At 71.0% G+C, this 16,715-nt stretch carries 15 protein-coding genes; 6 read left to right on the top strand and 9 right to left on the bottom strand.

The genetic code is table 11. The features are described from left to right. Positions 1-99: 99 nt before the first annotated feature. The 5 genes from QE399_RS05075 to QE399_RS05055 form a co-directional block, all read right to left on the bottom strand. On the bottom strand, positions 100-843 hold the full coding sequence (locus QE399_RS05075) for an amino acid ABC transporter ATP-binding protein (protein WP_309826754.1): 744 nt from the start codon (positions 841-843) through the stop codon (positions 100-102). Further along, positions 844-1,626: an amino acid ABC transporter permease gene (locus QE399_RS05070; RefSeq protein WP_309826752.1), complete on the bottom strand. Its 783-nt coding sequence runs from the start codon at positions 1,624-1,626 to the stop codon at positions 844-846. It lies immediately after the preceding gene. Between the two features lie 61 nt (positions 1,627-1,687). After that, on the bottom strand, positions 1,688-2,452 hold the full coding sequence (locus tag QE399_RS05065; protein WP_309826750.1) for an ABC transporter substrate-binding protein: 765 nt from the start codon (positions 2,450-2,452) through the stop codon (positions 1,688-1,690). A 216-nt stretch (positions 2,453-2,668) separates the two neighbouring features. Beyond that, positions 2,669-3,586, bottom strand: coding sequence for an arginase (gene rocF, locus QE399_RS05060; protein ID WP_309826748.1), 918 nt, complete (start codon positions 3,584-3,586; stop codon positions 2,669-2,671). 97 nt (positions 3,587-3,683) lie between these two features. Beyond that, positions 3,684-4,442: a sulfite exporter TauE/SafE family protein gene (locus QE399_RS05055; protein WP_309826746.1), complete on the bottom strand. Its 759-nt coding sequence runs from the start codon at positions 4,440-4,442 to the stop codon at positions 3,684-3,686. Between the two features lie 448 nt (positions 4,443-4,890). Between QE399_RS05055 and QE399_RS05050 the strand changes: the two genes are divergently transcribed. After that, positions 4,891-6,198: an ammonium transporter gene (locus QE399_RS05050; protein WP_405043218.1), complete on the top strand. Its 1,308-nt coding sequence runs from the start codon at positions 4,891-4,893 to the stop codon at positions 6,196-6,198. After that, a complete protein-coding gene (locus tag QE399_RS05045; protein WP_309826744.1) occupies positions 6,195-6,548 on the top strand; it encodes a hypothetical protein in 354 nt (117 codons plus the stop codon). The genes QE399_RS05050 and QE399_RS05045 overlap by 4 nt, the downstream gene beginning before the upstream one ends. Before the next feature lie 15 nt (positions 6,549-6,563). Here QE399_RS05045 and QE399_RS05040 read toward each other — a convergent pair whose 3' ends face one another. After that, a complete protein-coding gene (locus tag QE399_RS05040; RefSeq protein WP_309826742.1) occupies positions 6,564-8,270 on the bottom strand; it encodes a GMC family oxidoreductase in 1,707 nt (568 codons plus the stop codon). Positions 8,271-8,563: 293 nt separating this feature from the next. Here QE399_RS05040 and QE399_RS05035 point away from each other — a divergent pair, with 293 nt between their 5' ends. The 4 genes from QE399_RS05035 to QE399_RS05020 are packed head-to-tail and all read left to right on the top strand — an operon-like array spanning position 8,564 to position 12,262. Beyond that, positions 8,564-9,691 carry an MlaE family ABC transporter permease gene (locus tag QE399_RS05035; RefSeq protein ID WP_309826740.1) on the top strand — a complete coding sequence of 376 codons (1,128 nt, stop codon included), beginning with the start codon at positions 8,564-8,566 and terminating at the stop codon, positions 9,689-9,691. Then, positions 9,688-10,539, top strand: a complete 852-nt coding sequence (locus QE399_RS05030; protein WP_309826738.1) for an ABC transporter ATP-binding protein — start codon at positions 9,688-9,690, stop codon at positions 10,537-10,539. The genes QE399_RS05035 and QE399_RS05030 overlap by 4 nt, the downstream gene beginning before the upstream one ends. Continuing rightward, positions 10,539-11,525 (top strand): MlaD family protein, encoded by a 987-nt coding sequence (locus QE399_RS05025; RefSeq protein WP_309826736.1) that lies wholly within the window; start codon positions 10,539-10,541, stop codon positions 11,523-11,525. Before QE399_RS05030 ends, QE399_RS05025 begins: the two co-directional genes overlap by 1 nt. A gap of 26 nt (positions 11,526-11,551) precedes the next feature. Beyond that, positions 11,552-12,262, top strand: a complete 711-nt coding sequence (locus tag QE399_RS05020) for an ABC-type transport auxiliary lipoprotein family protein (protein ID WP_309826734.1) — start codon at positions 11,552-11,554, stop codon at positions 12,260-12,262. Positions 12,263-12,361: 99 nt separating this feature from the next. Here the strand turns inward: QE399_RS05020 and QE399_RS05015 are convergent, their stop codons facing one another. The 3 genes from QE399_RS05015 to QE399_RS05005 form a co-directional block, all read right to left on the bottom strand. Beyond that, positions 12,362-14,770, bottom strand: a complete 2,409-nt coding sequence (locus tag QE399_RS05015; protein ID WP_309826732.1) for a TonB-dependent siderophore receptor — start codon at positions 14,768-14,770, stop codon at positions 12,362-12,364. 237 nt (positions 14,771-15,007) lie between these two features. Further along, entirely contained in the window at positions 15,008-15,988 is a 981-nt protein-coding gene (locus QE399_RS05010) for a FecR family protein (protein ID WP_309826730.1), read from the bottom strand. After that, a complete protein-coding gene (locus QE399_RS05005; RefSeq protein WP_309826729.1) occupies positions 15,978-16,559 on the bottom strand; it encodes an RNA polymerase sigma factor in 582 nt (193 codons plus the stop codon). The genes QE399_RS05010 and QE399_RS05005 overlap by 11 nt, the downstream gene beginning before the upstream one ends. Positions 16,560-16,715: the final 156 nt, after the last annotated feature.

The following is a 16,715-nucleotide window of genomic DNA, read 5'->3' as shown; positions in this document are numbered from 1 at the left end:
AGCCAGCGCAATCAGCTATATTTTTAGGAGCGATTGAGGCGCCGGAAGGGGTGCCGGTCCGGCGCGCCGCGGGGTCACCGCGCAGCCGGCGGCTTCGGCTCAGCTGCTCATGCGGCCGATGAACGCGCGGATGCGGTCGTTGGCCGGGTTGCCGAAGAACTCGGCCGGCGGGGCGTCGTGCACGATGCAGCCCTGGTCGAAGAACATCACGCGGTCGGAGACCTCGCGGGCGAAGCCCATCTCGTGCGTGACGACGATCATGGTCATGCCGCCGCGGGCCAGCTCGCGCATCACGTCCAGCACTTCCTGCACCATCTCGGGGTCGAGTGCCGAGGTGGGCTCGTCGAACAGCATCACCTTGGGCTCCATGGCCAGCGCCCGCGCGATCGCCACGCGCTGCTGCTGCCCGCCCGAGAGCTGCCACGGGTACTTGTGCGCATGGTCCTGCATGCCCACGCGGCGCAGCAGGGCCATGGCCTTCTCGTTGGCCTGGGCGCGCGGCGTGCGGCGGATGCGGCGCGGCGCCAGCGTCACGTTGTCCAGCACGCTCATGTGGCCGAACAGGTTGAACTGCTGGAACACCATGCCGACCTCGCTGCGCTGGCGTTGCAGCGAGCGCTCGTCGTCCGTCACCTCGGCGCCGCCGATGGTGATGGTGCCGCTGTCGTGCGGCTCCAGCCGGTTGATGGCGCGCAGCAGCGTGCTCTTGCCCGAGCCCGAGGCGCCGATGATGACCGTGACCTCGCCGGTGTTGAAGGCCGTGGAAACATCCTTCAGCACCTGGTGCGTGCCGAACGACTTGCACACGCGGTCGACGACGATGTAGTGGTTACCGGTGCTCATTTACTTGACCCGTCCTTCCACGTCGAAACGGTGCTCGATGGCGTTGGACACCTGGGTGACCAGCGTGGTCAGCAGCAGGTAGGTGACGGCCACGGTGGTCAGCGTGGCGATGGGCTGGAAGGTGGCCGACTGGATGCGGTTGCCCACGTTGGTCAGCTCGACCACGCCGATGGCGTAGGCCAGGGACGAGTCCTTGAGCAGCGCGACGAAGTTGCTCACCAGCGGCGGCAGCGAGATCTTGAACGCCTGCGGGAACACCACGTCGAAGAACACGTAGGTGCGCGACAGGCCCAGGGCGCGCGCAGCCTCGGTCTGGCCGCGCGGCACGGCCAGCAGGCCGGCGCGGATGGCCTCGGCGTTGTAGGCGCCCACGTTCAGGCCCAGGGCCACCACGGCAGCGGCGAAGTCGGGCAGGTTGGCGCCCGGCACCAGCACCGGCAGCGCGAAGTACACGAAGAGGATCTGCACCAGCAGCGGCGTGCCGCGGATGGCCCAGATGTAGAAGCCCGCGAGCCAGCGCAGGCCGATGAAGCGCGCGGTGCGCGCCAGGGCCGCGGCCGTGCCCAGCACCAGGCCCACGGCGCCGCTCACCAGCGTGAGCCACAGCGTGGTGCGCGCCCCGTCCGAGAAGGCCTGGGCGTTGGGGCCGATGGGATCGGGGAAGAACGAAAGCAGCCAGCCCAGCAGCGACAGGGCGAGCACCATCAGCACGAGGGCGGTGACCAGCGTGGCATTGCTGCGTTGCTGGCGGCTCCACTGCGTGGGCCAGATTGCGGTCAGCATGGAAATGAGGCCGGCGCCCGCAGCGTGAGCCACGGGCGCCGGAAAGTCCTTCTAGGTCAGGTTACTTGGTGCAGCGCACGTCTTCGTTGAAGTACTTCTTGGAGATGGCTGCGTAGCTGCCGTCGGCCAGGATCTCTTCGAAGGCCTTGTTCCAGGCATCGGCCAGGCCGGTGTTGCCCTTGGCCACGGCGGGCGCGATGCGCTCGATGAACAGCATATCGCCGAGCTTGAAGCCGGCCTTGGCGTTCTTGGCAGCGGCTTCCTTGGCGACGAACTTGTCGCTCACCCAGGCGTCCACACGCTTGGAGATCAGGGCGCGCTGGGCGTCGGTGTCTTGCGGGAAGTTCTTCACTTCCTTCACGCCGGTCAGCTTCTGCACCTGCGTGAGGTAGCTGGTGCCGGTCTGCACGGCCACGGTCTTGCCCTTCAGGTCATCCGCCGTGCGGGTCTTGCCGTCGATCGACACGATGATGCCGCCGGAGCAGTAGTGGGGTTCGGCGAAGGTCACGGCCTTGGCGCGCTCTTCGGTGATGCCGTGGGAGGCGATCACGGCGTCCCAGCGGTCCTGGGCCAGGCCGGTCAGCAGGGCGTCGAAGCCCAGCGTCTTCCATTCCAGCTTCACGCCCATCTTCTTGACGACGGCCTCGGCCACTTCGACCTCGAAGCCCGTCAGCTTGTTGCCCTGGAAGAAGTTGAAGGGGGCGAACTGGCCCTCGGTGGCGATGACGATCTTGCCGTCCTTCTTGATGGCGTCGACCGTGCGGGCCTGCACGGAAAACGCGGCGCACAGTGCCACGGCGGTGGCAATCGTCTTGAACATCTTCATCTGCTGTTCCTGCGTGGGATGGTTCCAGGTACAAAAAATCCGGCTTGGCGGTTGGCAAAGCCGGAACTTGCGCCCCTGCACGGCCCGGTTTGCGGGCAGGCGTCATGGAGCGGTCACATTATAGGGAGGCACCCCGGTGCGGGCACAAGGCTGCAAACCCTGACCGCAGCCCATGCAAGTTCGGGGCCCGGCAAGCCGCAGCACCCTCGCGTCCGGTCACACCGGGCGCATCAGCGTGGACTTGCCGAACAGGCTCTCCAGCAGGTCCACGGCCAGTTCCGCCGTCTGGTTGCGGATGTCCAGCGCCGGGTTCAGCTCGACCAGATCGGCCGAGCGCAGCGCGCCGCAGTCGGCCAGCATCTCCATGCACAGCTGGGTCTCGCGGTAGGTCGGCCCGCCACGCACGGCCGTGCCCACGCCGGGGGCCACCGAGGGATCGAGGCAGTCCATGTCGAAGCTGACGTGCAGGTGGGTGTCGGCATCGACACCCGCCAGCGCCCGCTCCATCACCGTGCGCATGCCCAGTTCGTCGATGGTGCGCATGTCGTAGACCTCGATGCGGTGCTCGTTCACGAACTGCTTCTCGGTGGCGTCCACGCTGCGCACGCCGATCAGGCCGATCTGCCCCGGCTGCAGGGCCGGCACGCCGGCCAGGTGCGTGAGGCCGGCCGGGCCATGGCCCAGCAGGCAGGCCACGGGCATGCCGTGCAGGTTGCCGCTGGGGGTGGACTCTGGCGTGTTGGCGTCCGCATGCGCATCGAACCACAGCACCTTCAGGCGCTTGCCCTGCTCGCGGCAGTGCTGCGCGGCGGCGCTGATGGACCCGATGGCCAGGCAGTGGTCGCCGCCCATCATCAAGGGCACGTGGCCCGCGCGCAGATCGGCCAGGGCGGCGGCGTACACGGCTTCGTTCCAGGCCGTCACCTCTGCCAGGTGGCGGAAACCGCTGGCCGGCTCGGCCTGCGGGTTGCCGGGCCCGGCCAGGTTGCCCCGGTCGATCACCTCGAAGCCGCGTCCGCGCATCGCCCGGGCGATGCCCGCGATGCGCAGCGCATCCGGTCCCATGCTGGCACCCAGCACGCTGGCGCCGACGTCCGTGGGCGCGCCGATCAGGGTGAGAGTGGTCGTCGTCATGGCAGGAATCCTCGGGGTGGTGGGCTGCAGAGAATGTAGTCCGCCGGCGCACGCGCCGGAAGGGGTGCACGGCCGCGGCGCCGCGCGGTGGCAACGCTCATCGCAGGAAGGCGTCGTAGCCCGTCTTCAGGATCAGCGCGCCGACCACGAAGATGAAGATGCCGCGCACGAAGCCCGCGCCGTGCTTGAGCGCCATCTGCGCGCCCAGCACGCTGCCGATCACGTTGGCCACGGCCAGGGGCAGCGCGAAGTGCCACCACACGTGGCCCTTGGCGGTGAAGAGGATCAGCGCGGCGGCATTGGTCGCCAGGTTGAGCAGCTTGGCGGACACCGAGGCATTCAGGAAGTCGTAGCCCAGCAGGCGCACGAACAGGAAGACGAAGAAGCTGCCGGTGCCCGGGCCGAAGAAGCCGTCGTAGAAGCCGATGACGACGCCGATCAGGCAGGCCGCCAGCGTTTCGGTGCGTCCGGCGAAGCGCGGCGTGTGGTGGCGCCCCAGATCTTTGCGCGCCAGCGTGTACAGCAGCAGCACGATAAGCACCACCGGCAGCAGCTTGCGCAGGAAGTCGGCCGAGATCACCGTGACCGTCCAGGCGCCGAAGAAGGCGCCGGCGAATCCGGCCGCCGCGGCCGGCAGCAGGGCCTGCCAGCGCATCTGCACCCTGCGCCCGTACTGCCAGGTGGCGATGGCCGTGCCCCAGACCGAGGCGCTTTTGTTGGTGCCCAGCAGCGTGGCGGGCGGTGCGGTGGGGAACGTGGCGAACAGGGCCGGTGTCAGGATCAACCCGCCGCCGCCCACGATGGCATCCACGAATCCGGCCAGCAGCGAGGCGAGCGAGACGATGATCCATTCCATAGGGGCGCGATTGTCGCACCGCCCCTGCCGCCCTGCTGCACCCTGGTGCGCTCCCGGCCGGTGCGGCGCGGACCGGCCATAAAAAGAAAAGGCGCCGGGATCGCCGGCGCCTGGGAAGAGGGCATCTTATGGGGGATGCTTGGAATGTATTGTTGGTAGGTAGAGTTGTCTCCTCGGTCCCCTCGCGTGGCGTGCCGTGGCGCGCTCTCGAGTGCATTGACTGTAACGGCGTGCACTTGCGTGGTGCATTGGTGGTTTCCCGCACACCGTTGTGGGGCGTGCCGGCCGGCGGCGCGCCGGTGTTCCGGCGCCTGCGCGTGCGCCGGCAGCGGCCGCTTGGCACGCGTTGTGCGACGTACGGCGTCAACAGCACGACAGCGGAGGGCAGGCAATGCGGTGTGGAATGCACAGGGCGCCATGGATGGCGATGGCGGTCTGGTGCGCGGGCATGGCGGGTGCCGCTGCGCAGACGGTGCCGAGCGCCGCGGCGCAGGTGACGCCCGGGCCGGCGCTGGCCGCACCGGGCCTGGTGGCCACTGCTTCGTTGAATGCGGCGGACACCGGCTGGATGATGACGGCGACCGTACTTGTGCTGGTGATGACGCTGCCCGGCGTGGCCCTGTTCTACGCCGGCATGGTGCGGCGCAAGAACGTGCTCAACACCATGGCCAGCGTGGTGGCCATCGCCGCGCTGGTCACCCTGTTGTGGTTCGCCATGGGCTACTCGCTGGCCTTCACGCCGGGCAACGCCTGGCTGGGCGGCGTCGGCCGCATGGGCTTCGCGGGGCTGGACTTCGACCTGCGCGCCGGGCTGGTGGCCGTGAGCCATCTGGCGCCGAACGTGCCGGAATCCGTCTACGCCACCTACCAGCTCACCTTCGCCATCATCACCGCGGCGCTGGTGGTCGGCGCTTTCGTCGAACGCATGCGCTTTTCGTCGATGCTCGTGTTCATCGGCCTGTGGTCGCTGTGCGTCTACGCCCCGGTGGCCCATTGGGTATGGGAGTCCGGCGGCTGGCTGGCGCAGCTGGGTGCGCTCGATTTCGCCGGGGGCGCCGTGGTGCATGTCAACGCCGGCATGGCGGGCCTGGCCTGCGCCTGGTTCCTGGGCCATCGCAAGGGTTACGGCCGCGAAGCCTTCGAGCCGTACAACCTCGGCTTCACCATGGCCGGCGCGGCGCTGCTGTGGGTCGGCTGGTTCGGCTTCAACGCCGGCTCGGCCGTGGCGGCCGACGGGCGCGCGGGGGTGGCACTGGCGGCCACGCAGATCGCCGCTGCGGCCGGAGCGCTGGCCTGGGCGGCGGGCGAGGCGGTGACGCGCGGGCGCGCCTCGCTGCTGGGCCTGTGCTCAGGCCTGGTCGCGGGCCTGGTGGCGGTCACGCCGGCGGCCGGTTTCGTCACGCCGCGGTCAGCATTCGTCATCGGTGCGGTGGCAGGCGTGGCCTGCTATTGGGGCAGCACCGGCCTCAAGCGCCTGCTGGGGCTCGACGATTCGCTGGACGTGTTCGGCGTGCACGGCATCGGCGGCATCGTCGGCTCCCTGCTCACCGGCGTGCTGGCCAGCCCGCGCATCGGCGGCGTGGAAGGCAGCCTGCTCACCCAGGCGCTGGGCGTGGGCGCCGTCATGGCCTACAGCCTGGGCGTGTCCGCGCTGCTGCTGTGGACGGTGGACCGCACGCTGGGCCTGCGCGTCAGCGACGCCGCGGAGTTCCAGGGGCTCGATCTGTCCCAGCACCGCGAGCGCATCGGCGCATGATGTGGTCGCCGCACGACGAGGCCGGCCCGGGACGCGACCGGCTCTCCGTGGCCGCCCACCTGCACGTGCTGCTGCGCCGCAAGGTCGGCCGCGTGACCGACACCGAGTGGATGGCCGTGAATGCGGACTACGCGCTGGAGATCGTGCGCTTCGCGCGGGAGCGGGCGCGTGAGGACGCCATCCCCGAGCTGCTGGATTGGGCCGACCGCCTGGAGCTGCTCACGCTGGAGGCCGCTGCAGAGCCCGCGCCCCGCAAGCCGCTGATGGAGGCCGCGGCCCAGCGCCTGCGCCGCCACGGCGAAGAACCGCCACCGCCCGTGCCGCCGCGCTACGTGGGCGGCATCCGCTAGCAGCAGACGGCGCCGTCAGGCGCCCACCGCAGCCCGTGGACGCCGTGCGGCGCGGATCCACTCCGCGGCCTTCTCGGCCAGCATCAGCGTGGGTGAATTGGTGTTGCCGCTGGTGATGGTGGGCATGGCCCCGGCATCCACCACGCGCAGGCCGGCCACCACGCCGCCGCGCCCGTCGCGCACGCGCAGCTGCGCATCCAGCACCGCCATCGGGTCGTCGGCGCGCCCCATCTTGGTCGTGCCCACGGGGTGGAAGATGGTGGTGGCGATGTCGCCCGCCAGCCGCGCCAGGTCTTCGTCGCTTTCGTACTGGGGACCGGGTTTCCACTCGGTGGGCTGGTAGCGCGACAGCGCCGGCTGGGCGACGATGCGGCGCGTGACGCGCAGGCTGTCGGCGGCCACCTGGCGGTCTTCGGGGGTGGAGAGGTAGTTGGGCGCGATGGCCGGCGCGGTTTGGAAGTCCGCGTTCTTGATCTGCACCGTGCCCCGGCTGGTGGGGTTCAGGTTGCACACGCTGGCGGTGAAGGCCGGGAAGGCGTGCAGAGGCTCGCCGAAGGCTTCGAGCGACAGCGGCTGCACGTGGTATTCGATGTTGGGGTACGGCTGGTCGGGGCTGCTGCGCGTGAAGGCGCCCAGCTGCGACGGCGCCATGCTCATCGGCCCGCTGCGCTTGAGCAGGTACTCCAGCCCGATCTTCGCCTTGCCCAGCCAGCTGCCGGCCAGCACGTTGAGCGTGGGCACGTGGTTGACCTTGTAGACGGCGCGGATCTGCAGGTGATCCTGCAGGTTGGCGCCCACGCCGGGCAGGTCCACCTGCATGTCGATGCCGTGCCGGCGCAGCAGGTCTGCCGGGCCGATGCCGGACAGCTGCAGCAGCTGCGGCGAGTTGACGGCGCCCGCGCTCAGGATCACCTCTTCGCTGGCATGCGCCGTCACCATCTCGTCTCCCGTCCACACCCGCACGCCGGTGCAGCGGCGCGTGCCGTCGGGCTGCGTCTCCAGAACCAGCTGCGTGGCCTGGGCGGCGGTCCACATCTCGAAGTTGGGGCGGCCGTAGCAGATGGGGCGCAGAAAGGCCTTGGCGGTGTTCCAGCGCCAGCCGGCCTTCTGGTTCACCTCGAAGTAGCCCACGCCCTCGTTGTCGCCGCCGTTGAAGTCCTGCGTGGCCGGAATGCCCGCCTGCTGCGCGGCCTGCGAGAAGGCGTCCAGCACGTCCCAGCGCAGGCGCTGCTTCTCCACCCGCCACTCGCCCGAGCCGCCGGTGCTCTTGCTGCCGTGCAGGCGTTTGAAGTGCTCGTCGGCTTCGCCGGGCCTGTCCAGGCGCCAGTGGTCCTCGTGGCGGCGGAAGGCCGGCAGCACGTTGTCCCAGCGCCAGGCGTCGTCGCCCGTCAGTTGCGCCCACTGGTCGTAGTCGCGCGCCTGGCCGCGCATGTAGATCATGCCGTTGATGCTGCTGCAGCCGCCCAGCGTCTTGCCGCGCGGGTAGCGCAGGCTGCGGCCGTTCAGGCCCGGGTCGGGCTCGGTGTGGTAAAGCCAGTCGGTGCGCGGGTTGCCGATGCAGTACAGGTAGCCGACGGGAATGTGGATCCAGTGGTAGTCGTCCTTGCGGCCGGCCTCGATGAGCAGCACGCGGTTCCGCGGGTCGGCGCTGAGCCGGTTGCACAGCAGGGCGCCGGCGGTGCCGCCGCCGATGACGATGTAGTCGAAAGTGGTGTCGCTCATGAACAGGCTGCAGACGGCGCCGGGCGCCGCATGGAATACCCCGGAACAGGGCCGGCCCATTGTGCGCAAGCCACCCCGCCTGTCGATAGGGTAAGCGCGGTATGCTTCAGTTTTAATAGCTGCATGCGCTTATGCTGATTGCGCTACAGCCCGATTTGATAATAATTGCATGCCGCCGCGGCCGTGCGACACGGGGTATGCGCTGACGCACCGCTTCCCGGCCGCTCCGCTACGATGGCCTGCCCCGCGGCCGCCGCCGCGCCCTCTGTCCTGGTGCCGCCACCCCTTCGCCGATGACCGATCCACAGCCCCGCATCGACCGCGCCGATACGCCCGAAGGGGCGTCCGCCGTGCTGCTCGGGCGCTGGGGCGCGGCGGAGCTGGGCTCGCGCCGCGACTGGCGGGCCCTGTCGGCGCAGCTGCGGGCGCTGCCGGCGGCGCCCGGCCTGGGGTGGGATCTGCGCGAGATCGCCTGGCTGGACCACGTCGGCGCCCAGCTGCTGTGGCACCACTGGGGCCGCGCCTGGCCCGCGCGCCTGCAACTGCACGAGGCGCAGCGCGACATGCTGGAGCGCGTGGCGCAGTTCAGCACCGAGGAGCCCCCGCACGAGGCCTGGTCGCTGGCCGAGCAGGTGGACCGCCTGGGCGTGCTGGTGCTGCACGCCGTGGGCCATGCGCGCCAGATGACCGAGCTGCTCGGGCAGCTGGTGCTGGACATCGGCCGCCTCGTCGCCCACCCGCGCCGCGGGCCCTGGCGCGACGTCTCGGGCCACCTCTACCGCATGGGCGCCACGGCGCTGCCCATCACGGCGCTGGTGGGCTTTCTGATCGGCGTGGTGCTGGCCTATCTGATGAGCCTGCAGCTGCGGCAGTTCGGCGCAGAGACCTTCATCGTCAACATCCTGGGCATCTCGCTGGTGCGCGAACTCGGCCCCATGCTGGGCGCCATCCTGGTGGCGGGCCGCTCGGGCTCGGCCATCACCGCGCAGATCGGCGTGATGCGCGTGACCGAAGAGCTGGACGCCATGCGCGTGCTGGGCATTCCGCACGGCTACCGGCTGGTGATGCCGCGGGTGCTGGCGCTGGCCGTGGCCATGCCGCTGATCGCACTGTGGACCACGCTGGCCGCGCTGGCCGGCGGCATGCTGGCGGCCGACGTCACCATGGGCATCTCGCCCGCGTACTTCGCGCAGGCGCTGCCCGCGGCCGTGAGCCCCACCAACCTGTGGATGGCCATGCTCAAGTCGGCGGTGTTCGGCGCCGGCATCGCGCTCATCGGCTGCCACTGGGGCCTGCGCGTCAAGCCCAACACCCAGAGCCTGGGCGAGGGCACGACCGCCTCGGTGGTCACGGCCATCACCATGGTCATCGTGGTGGATGCGCTGTTCGCCATCGGCTTCAAGAACCTGGGCATCCGATGAAGAGCCTGACCTGCGCTCCGCTGCATGCCGCCGCGCCGTCTGAGGGCGGGGCGCCCCAGGCTGCGGTGGAGATCGCCGGGCTGTCCACCGTCTTCGGCAAGGGCGACGAGGCCTTCACCGTGCACCAGAACCTGGACCTGACCGTGCAGCGCGGCGAGATCCTCGCGCTGGTGGGCGGCTCGGGCACCGGCAAGACCGTGCTGCTGCGGCACATCCTCGGCCTGACGCAGCCCACGCGGGGGCGCGTGACCGTGCTGGGCCGGCCCGCGGCCGAGCTGGGCAGCGCCGGCGCGGCCAGCCGCGTGGGCATGCTGTTCCAGCAGGGTGCGCTGTTCTCGGCTTTCAATGTGCTGGACAACATCGCCTTCGCGCTGCGCGAGCAGGGCACGCTGCCGCCGCGCGTGGTGTGCGATGCGGCCATGGTCAAGCTGCAGATGGTGGGGCTCAAGCCCGAGCACGCCACGCGCATGCCGGCCGACCTGTCGGGCGGCATGGTCAAGCGCGTGGCGCTGGCGCGCGCCCTCATCATGGACCCGCCGCTGCTGCTGCTGGACGAGCCCACCGCGGGGCTCGACCCCAACAGCTCGGACGACTTCTGCGACCTGCTGCGCGAGCTGCATGCCTCGCTCGGGCTCACCGTGATCATGGTCACGCACGATCTGGACACCCTCTTCGCGCTCTCCACCCGCGTGGCCGTGCTGGCCGAGCGGCGCGTGATCGTGTCGGGCACGCCGCAGGAGGTGGTGCGCTTCGAGCATCCCTTCATTCAACACTTCTTCCTCGGGGAACGCGGACGGCGCGCCATGGCGCCCGTGCCGCTCGATGCCTCCGGGGACAAGGACCGCTGATGGAAAACAAGTCCCACGCCCTGGCCGCGGGCCTCTTCGTGCTGGTGGTGGCTGCGCTGCTGGCTGGCATGGGTTTATGGCTCACGCGCGACCGCACCGACTACACCTTCTATGAACTCTCCAGCAAGGACAGCGTGAGCGGCCTGCAGCCGCAGGCGGCGGTGCGCTACAAGGGCGTGGCCGTGGGCAAGGTCACGCGCATCGGCTTCGACCCCGAAGCCAGCGGCAACGTGCTGATCCGCATCGCCGTGAATGAGACCGCGCCCATCAGCCCCACCACCTTCGCCACGCTGGGCTACCAGGGCGTGACCGGGCTGGCCCACGTCCAGCTCGACGATGCCGACGCGCCGCTGCAGCCCCCGCCGCGCGGCGAAAGCGGCCTGCCGCGCCTGCCGCTGCAAAGCTCGTCGTTCAGCCAGCTGGCCGAGCAGGGCCCGGCCATCCTGGCGCAGGTGCAGCAGGCCACCGAGCGCATCAACACCCTGCTGGGCGACGAGAACCAGGCCCGCTTCGCGCTGGCCCTGGACAACCTGGCCAAGGCCACCGGCAGCGTCAACACCCTGACGCAGCGCATCGACCAGACCGTGGCCACCCGGCTCGACCCGGCGCTGGCCACCGTGCCCGCGGTAGCGAAGGACGCCCAGGCCACGCTGCAGTCGCTGCGCACGGCGGGCGACAACGCCGCCGCGGCCGCCACCGAAGTGCGCACCGCCGTGGCCAAGCTCAGCGCCGAGGGCGGCCCCATCGACAAGATCGCCGACAGCTCGCAGACCCTGTCGCTCGCGGCCGACCGATTCGGCCGCGTGTCGCTGCCGCGCCTGAACAACGCCGCCGACGAAACCGCCCGCGCCGCCCGCCGCCTGGGCCGCACCGCCAGCGGCATCAGCGACAACCCGCAGTCGCTCATCTACGGCAACGGCAGCGGCTCGGCCGGCCCGGGCGAGCCCGGCTTCGTGCCCCCGCCGCGGCTGGGCCCGGCGCAATGACCGAACGCACGTGTGGAGGAATGGGCATGTTTACTACTAAAAATATAGCTGCTTGCGCTTGCTGCATAAGCGCTAGAGGCCTTTTTGGCTTGATATTGGCAGCGGTGCTGGCCGGGTGCTCGGTGCTGCCCGCCCCGCCCACGCGGGCGGTGGTGTTCGACTTCGGCCCGGGCCTGGCGCAGCCGCAGGCGGTGACGGCGCCGGCCTCGGCCGCCAGCCCGTCCACCGGCCCGGCCTCCGCACTGCCGCCCGTCGCATTGGCCGAGGTCAGCACCACCGGCGTGCCCGAAGGCAGCACGGCCGTGCTCTACCGCCTGGCCTATGCCAACGCGCAGCAGCTGCGGCCCTACGGCCAGGCCCGCTGGAGCCAGCCGCCCGCCCAGCTGGTGCAGCAGGCCCTGCGCGACCAGATGGGCCAGCGCCGCGCCGTGCTGTTGGGCGAGGAAGGCATCGCCCAGCTGCTGGACAACGGCCGCCCGCCCACGGTGGTGCGCGTGCAGCTGGAGGAGTTCAGCCAGGTGTTTTCCGCCCCCGACGCCAGCAACGCCCTGGTGCGGCTGCGCGCCTCCATCGGCGAATCGACCACCGGCGGCGAGAAGCTGGTGGCGCAGCGCGTGTTCGTCGTGCAGCGCCCCGCCACCACGGCCGATGCGGTCGGCGGCACGCGCGCCCTGGCGGACGCCGCGGCCCAGGCAGCTGCCGAACTGGAGCAGTGGCTGGAGCAGCTGGGCCGCTGACTCTGCGGTGCGGCCCTGCACGGCCACCGCCGACCTCACCATGGAAAAAAGGGCGCCTCAGGCGCCCTTTGTCGTTCGTGTGCCGGGTACTCCGGCCGGTCAGAAGCTGTGCCGCAGCGTGAGCGAGGCGTTGCGCGGTGCGCCCGGCAGGTTCAGGTTGGGGCTGCTGCCGTGGGCCGACACGATGTATGTGCGGTCGAACAGGTTGCGCAGGTTCAGCTGCAGTGTCGTCGCCGGGCCGATGCGGTACTGCGCCATGGCGTCCACCACGGCGTACGACGGCAGCGTGACCGTGTTGCCCGGGTTGGCGAAGCGCGCGCCCACGTAGTTCACGCCGGCGCCCACCGTCCAGGCATCGCCCAGGCGCTGGCTCAGCCAGGCCGAGAGGGCGTTCTTGGGCGTGATGGTGGCGCGCTTGCCCTGCACGCTCTGGCCGGCGTCCACGGTGTTGGACTCGGTCACGCGCGCGTCCAGGTAGGCGTAACTCACCGTGGCCTGCGTGCCCGGGCGCAGTTCGCCCGCCAGCGAAAGCTCCAGCCCGCGCGTGCGCTGCGTGCCGATGGGGATCAGCTGCGTGGGCGCGGCGGGGTTGGTGGTCTTGATGTCGGTGCGTTCCAGCTGGAACAGCGAGGCCGTGGCCGTGGCGCGGCCTTCCAGCAGATCGAACTTGGCGCCGATCTCGTAGTTGGTCGTCTGCTCGGGCTTGATGGCCGCGTTGGTGGACGACAGCGCGAACATCTCGGCCGAGGGCTGGTACGAGCGGCTCACCGACACGTAGTACGACTGCGTGCTGCTGGGCTGCCACACCAGGCCCACGCGCGGGCTCCAGGTGGTGTCGGTGCGGTCGAAGTCGCTCTGGCCGGCCAGGCGGTTGTCGGTCTCCTGGCCGAAGCGGTCGTAGCGCAGGCCGGCCAGCACCTTCCACTGCGGGCTCAAAGTAACTTGGTCCTGCACGTACAGCGCGCGCGTGGTGTAGCGGTTGAGCGCGCTGGCCGAGACGGCGCCGCCGCCGTTGAGCGGCGCCACAGGCAGCACGGGGTTCCACAGGTTCACGGTGGCCAGCGTGCCGCCGGTGTACGACAGCGCGTCCTTGTTCTGCTGGCCCAGCTCCAGGCCGTACAGCAGTTCGTGCTCCACGCTGCCGGTGCGCAGGTTCTGGATCAGCTCGGTCTGGTTGAAGACGCCGTGCTCGAAGCGGTCCACGCCCGAGCGCGTGAGCGCCACGGTGCCGGCCGCCTCGTTGGTGGTGCCGGCGGGCAGGGTGTTCTGGCGGTCCAGCTCGTAGTGGTAGTAGCGCAGCGCGTTGCGCACGCGCAGCGTGTCCGAGAAGCGGTGGTTGAACGTGGCGGTGAACGAGCCGACGGTGGACTCGGACGTGTCCGCATCGCGCGCGTTGGCCGATCCGAAATAGGTGCGCGGGTTCACGTCCACCGGCCGGCCGCGGTAGGCGGGAATGCCGAAGTCCGTCACGCGCTTGTCGCGCAGCCACTCGGCCTGCAGCATCAGCGAGGTGGCACCGTCCGGCTTCCACAGCACGGACGGGGCGATGGTCTGGCGTTCCAGGAACTGCTGGCTGCGGTAGCTGTTGGCGTCTTCGGCCGCGCCCGTCACGCGCCAGGACCAGTCGCTGCCCGCCGGCGCGCGGCCCACGTCGAACTCGGCGCGCTTGTCGGCCCAGCTGCCCACGGTGAGGGCCACGTCGGACACGTCCACGCCCGGCTTCTTGGTCACGCGGTTGACCAGCCCGCCCGATGAGCCGCGCCCGTACAGCACGGCGGCCGGGCCTTTCACGACCTCCACGCGCTCGATGTTGGAGAGGTCGCGGAAGTACAGCGCGTCATCGCGGAAGCCGTCCACGAACTGGTCGCCGATGCTGGTGAACCCGCGGATGCTCACCTGGTCGCGCTGGCCGTCGCCGTGCGACAGGCCCACGCCGGCCACGTTGCGCAGGGCGTCCTGCAGCGACAGGGCGCCCTGGTCGCGCAGCACCTGCTGCGGGATCACGTCGATGGTCTGGGGCACGTCGCGCAGCGGGGCCTCGGTCTTGGTGCCGCTGGCGGAAGACGGCGCGTAATAGGCCGTGTCCTCCCCGCGGGCGGCCTGCACGCGCACCTCGCCCAGGGTCGCGCTGCCGGCCGCGCCCCCGCCTGCAGCGCCCAGCGGCTGGGCGGCGGCGCCGGTGCTGGCGGCCTGCTCCACGGTGAAGGTGCGCGCATCCTGCGCGCGCACCACCAGGCCCGTGCGGGCGACCAGGCGGTCGAGCGCCTCCCGCACGTCCAGCGTGCCGCGCACGGCCGGCGCCTGCAGGCCTTGCGTGACCTCGGTGATGAACACGATCTGCACGCCGCTCTGGCGCGCCAGCGCGTTCAGCGACTGGGCCAGCGGCTGCGCGGGCAGGTCCACGGTGACGGATTGCGCGTGGGCAAGGGCGGCCAGGCCCAGGGTGGCGGCGGCCGCGGCCTGCCGCAGGCGCTGCGGCGGGCGGAGGAAGGATGACGGGGTGAACATGGAAAGAGGCTCCTGGATGGATCGGGGCCGGAGGCGGCGCGCGCAGTGCGCCCGGCCCGGCGCAGGTGTGCCGCTGCAGCGCGCGGGTTTGTACACCTGGGGCTGCAAAAAAAGCCGGCCTGCAATCGCGGCAGGTAGTTGCTATTTATTTGGTAGCTATATGCGCTTGATAGATGAGCGCTGGAGGGTCATTGGATGCCTGAACCTTCCCGTCGCTGGTGCCGGTGTTCCGCCCGCTCAGTGCCTGTGCGCGGGCGCCCCTGCCCCGATGTGCACGCTGCCATCGGCCTGGCGCAGCACCTGCACCGGTGCCAGGCGCGGCAGCAGATCGATGAGCTGGTCGAGCCGGTCCAGGTGGAACTGGCCGGACACGCGCAGGGCGGCGGTCTGCGCATCCGCCAGCACGATGGGCGCGGCGCGGTGGCGCTGCATCTCGGCCACCGCGGCGGACAGGGGCGTGGCGTCCAGCACCAGCCAGCCGTCGCGCCAGGCCTGGGCGGCAGCGGCCGCCTCCGACGCAGGGCGCGGCGCCGGCAGCGCCCCGCGGGGCGGAATGTGCAGCGACTCGCCCGCGGCCAGTTCCACTGGCGGTGCATCGCCGGCCACGGTGTGCACGCGCACGCGCCCCTGCAGCACGGCCACGCCCGTGCCCTGGCCGCCGCCTGCGTGGCCCACTTGGTCCCCTTGGCCTTCTTCGCCGTGGCGGCGCACATTGAAAACGGTGCCGATGTCTTCCACCACCGCACGGCCGGCCTGCACGGTGAACGGACGCTCCAGACCGGCCGCGATGCCATGCCAGGGCGCGTGCGCCACCTGGAACGACGCCTCGCCCGCGACCAGCACCAGCCGGCGCGAGCGCAGATGCTGCGCCACCTCCACGCGCGAGCCGGTGTTCAGCCGCACCTCGCTGCCGTCGGCCAGCACGGTGGTGCTGCGCTCGCCCACGGCGGTGGCGAGCGTCTGGCGCAGCAGGGCCGGATCGGTCCACAGCAGCACGGCCAGGGCGGCCACTGCCGCCGCAGTGGCCGCGGCCGTGCGTTGGGCGGTGCGCGGGACACGACGGCGGGCCGCCGCCGTCTGCTCGATCTCTTCCGGGGTGGGCAGCTGCTGGCGCAGCAGATCGGCGAAGGGCGCCAGGGCCTCGTCGATGGGGCGGTGCGCGCTGCGGGGACCGGGCGGGCGCGGGCGGCCGGCCGCGGCGGATCGGTCAGCCGGCATGGTCGGCGCAGGCGCGTGCCGGCGGGGTGCCCAGCACCGGCTCCACGTCGCGCAGGGCGCGGGCGAGGTGGCGCGCCACCATGCCGCGCGAGATGCCCATGCGCCGGGCGGCCTCGTCCTGCGGCATGCCGTAGAGCTTGGTCAGGATGAAGGCGTCGCGGCTGGCCGGCGGCAGCTGCTGGATGGCCGCGAGCAGGGCGCGCTGGTGCTGCGCGGCCGCCACGGCCAATTCGGGCGGCGACAGCCGGGGGGCGGCGGTGGGCGCGGGCAGCTCCTCCAGCGCCAGGCCGTCCAGCACCGTCTCGGGACGGCGGGTCTGGCGGCGGTAGCGGTCGATGGCCAGGTCGCGCGCCACGCTGCGCAGAAAGGCCAGCGGGTTGGCGATGTCCGCCGGCACCGGCCGCTCCAGCAGCCGCACGCACAGGTCGTTGACGATCTCGCGCGGATGGCATTCCTCCCCGAAGCGGTGGCGCAGCGAGCGCACCAGGTCCTCGTAGTGCTGCACCAGCACGGCGAGCAGCGGCTCGGCAGGGGAAGGGGAGCGCAGGGCGGTGGCGTCGGACAGCGGCATGGCGGGCCGAATTATAAAAAGCGAATGGGAATGATTCTTGATATTGTGCGCCGCCTCGGCCCTGCTTGACCCTGCCGCGGCCAAGGTGTGGCGCGGGAGGCACAATCGGAGCCCCGCACGCCGGCCAGGCCGCTGGCGCGCTGCAGACCCGACGGA

This window comes from Paracidovorax wautersii (genome assembly GCF_031453675.1).
Taxonomy (GTDB): Bacteria; Pseudomonadota; Gammaproteobacteria; order Burkholderiales; family Burkholderiaceae_C; genus Paracidovorax.
This window is presented reverse-complemented; position numbering and strand designations above follow the sequence as displayed.

Bases quoted from the DNA above. Each gene is read 5' to 3' on its own strand.
- QE399_RS05070 (WP_309826752.1), bottom strand. From the start codon at position 1,626: ATGCTGACCGCAATCTGGCCCACGCAGTGGAGCCGCCAGCAACGCAGC.
- QE399_RS05035 (WP_309826740.1), top strand. From the start codon at position 8,564: ATGACCGATCCACAGCCCCGCATCGACCGCGCCGATACGCCCGAAGGG.
- QE399_RS05065 (WP_309826750.1), bottom strand. From the start codon at position 2,452: ATGAAGATGTTCAAGACGATTGCCACCGCCGTGGCACTGTGCGCCGCG.
- QE399_RS05055 (WP_309826746.1), bottom strand. From the start codon at position 4,442: ATGGAATGGATCATCGTCTCGCTCGCCTCGCTGCTGGCCGGATTCGTG.
- QE399_RS05030 (WP_309826738.1), top strand. From the start codon at position 9,688: ATGAAGAGCCTGACCTGCGCTCCGCTGCATGCCGCCGCGCCGTCTGAG.
- QE399_RS05075 (WP_309826754.1), bottom strand. From the start codon at position 843: ATGAGCACCGGTAACCACTACATCGTCGTCGACCGCGTGTGCAAGTCG.
- rocF (WP_309826748.1), bottom strand. From the start codon at position 3,586: ATGACGACGACCACTCTCACCCTGATCGGCGCGCCCACGGACGTCGGC.
- QE399_RS05045 (WP_309826744.1), top strand. From the start codon at position 6,195: ATGATGTGGTCGCCGCACGACGAGGCCGGCCCGGGACGCGACCGGCTC.
- QE399_RS05005 (WP_309826729.1), bottom strand. From the start codon at position 16,559: ATGCCGCTGTCCGACGCCACCGCCCTGCGCTCCCCTTCCCCTGCCGAG.
- QE399_RS05025 (WP_309826736.1), top strand. From the start codon at position 10,539: ATGGAAAACAAGTCCCACGCCCTGGCCGCGGGCCTCTTCGTGCTGGTG.
- QE399_RS05020 (WP_309826734.1), top strand. From the start codon at position 11,552: ATGTTTACTACTAAAAATATAGCTGCTTGCGCTTGCTGCATAAGCGCT.
- QE399_RS05040 (WP_309826742.1), bottom strand. From the start codon at position 8,270: ATGAGCGACACCACTTTCGACTACATCGTCATCGGCGGCGGCACCGCC.
- QE399_RS05050 (WP_405043218.1), top strand. From the start codon at position 4,891: ATGGCGGGTGCCGCTGCGCAGACGGTGCCGAGCGCCGCGGCGCAGGTG.
- QE399_RS05015 (WP_309826732.1), bottom strand. From the start codon at position 14,770: ATGTTCACCCCGTCATCCTTCCTCCGCCCGCCGCAGCGCCTGCGGCAG.
- QE399_RS05010 (WP_309826730.1), bottom strand. From the start codon at position 15,988: ATGCCGGCTGACCGATCCGCCGCGGCCGGCCGCCCGCGCCCGCCCGGT.